Annotated in this window: 1 protein-coding gene; it reads right to left on the bottom strand. The window is 44.3% G+C overall.

What is annotated here, in order from left to right; translation table 11 throughout:
- Positions 1–68: 68 nt before the first annotated feature.
- On the bottom strand, positions 69–1,460 hold the full coding sequence (locus H6G41_RS34500; protein ID WP_242038164.1) for a hypothetical protein: 1,392 nt from the start codon (positions 1,458–1,460) through the stop codon (positions 69–71).
- Positions 1,461–1,612: the final 152 nt, after the last annotated feature.

Genomic DNA, 1,612 nt, shown 5'->3' with positions numbered 1-1,612 from the left:
GAGAACGGATCATGGATGATCAAAATCAATCATGGATTGAAACACATATATTTAATTAAACGTCAACCCTAATTGTGCCAGTTTAAGGTGCGTTTGCCCTGGGTGGTGATTAGCTCAATCTCTTGCGAGGTCAATTCCACAAGATAGTCTTGTTTAATCAGCTCATACTCTTGTGCCACACTCAGATAGTCCTGCCAAGTACACCCAGGCTTAGACAACACAGCCCGAATATCGCTAACAGCTTGAGGCAGTAGTTGCAATTGTTCTACACGATATGCGATCGCAATCGGTGTTGGTTCACTCCCCAAAATTAACGCCGCAGCTTGCAGGGCTTGGGTATTGTTCATAGCGCTGGCCAGATTGCCCAACGCTATACCCATCAGCCGTAAGCACTCTTGGGCATTCTCCTTTGGTGGTTCAAGAGCAAGCGATCGCAGATCAATTGTTTGGTCTAAGGCTGGCTTGACCTGCTTGTTCAGGGCTTTAGTTGCTTGTTTAGTCAGAGTGTTGCCCCATTCTTGAGCAGGCCGTTGTTGTACAGCGTTTTCTAGTTCCTGAATACGTTGTTTTAGTTGCTGGTTTTCAAACTCCAACTGCCTCAATTCTTCCAACTCATCAAGTCGTTGCTGTAACTGGATGTTTTCTTCTTTGTTCTGCTGAAACAGATTTTGTAAAGCGGTCAGTTGTTCTTGTACTTGTTGTTCTGCTTTAGCTGTAGCCTCAGCTTGTAGTCCAATCCTCAACTCCTGCTCTAGCCGTTCTAATTCCTGCTGATGCTGTTGCTTGAGTTGTGCGATTGCTTCAACGTATTGAGATGGATATGTTCTCTCTGGAGCTAAAGGGACAGTCGAAGCATCCAAATCAGTATTATTAACTAATTCTCTGGTGCCATCAGCCCATATAACAATTTGCTGCAAAGCATTGGGTGCATCTGTCTCAATAGTTCCTTCTTCTTCATACCTGGGGTGAGTTGGTGATGTAACTTTGACTTTGTTGGTTTTGGGAACCAATGGTTCCTGAATTTTTTTCCGTGGAGGACGAGGAAGAACTTTATTAGCCGCAGCAGCAAAGTCTGATTCACTGGGAGAAGGGTTTTCTTCTAGTGCGATCGCTACAGCAGCTTTAAGTTTCTCTGGTTCCTTGACCAAACGCAGTAATGGACGGGCTTGGCGTTCATTCTTGATGTGTTCGCTTAACTTATCAGCTGCATCAATTACTTTTTTCGCCCCTAGCAGTTGATTGATTCTCCGGTAGCCACCCCAGGCTGATAATTCAGCTTGGCAGTATTCCTCAAAAGTCTTGTAGCCAGCTTCACGATAAATCTGATTCTCTCGCATTTGCAGAATCTCATCGACAACTTGCCATTCAAATCGGTCAATGGCAGCGAAGGTTTCTTTAATGCTGTTGTTGAGAACGCTGTAAGGGAGGGCTGATGTTTTTTTGCGGTCTAGTGTAAGCATATCTTTCTGACTTTTCACGGGATGTGGAAAAGGAAATTGGTTCGCGATAGGTGGTCGCGAACCAATCCTCTGGACTTAAGATAATTTGCGTCCTCTAATATAAGGTGCTTGTAGTATCGTATTTTGGGGTGCAAATGAAACTATTAGAAGCA

It is taken from the genome of Tolypothrix sp. FACHB-123 (assembly GCF_014697075.1).
Taxonomy (GTDB): domain Bacteria; phylum Cyanobacteriota; class Cyanobacteriia; order Cyanobacteriales; family Nostocaceae; genus Aulosira.
This window is presented reverse-complemented; position numbering and strand designations above follow the sequence as displayed.

Coding starts and splice junctions, on each gene's coding strand:
- H6G41_RS34500 (WP_242038164.1), bottom strand. CDS start 1,460: ATGCTTACACTAGACCGCAAAAAAACATCAGCCCTCCCTTACAGCGTT.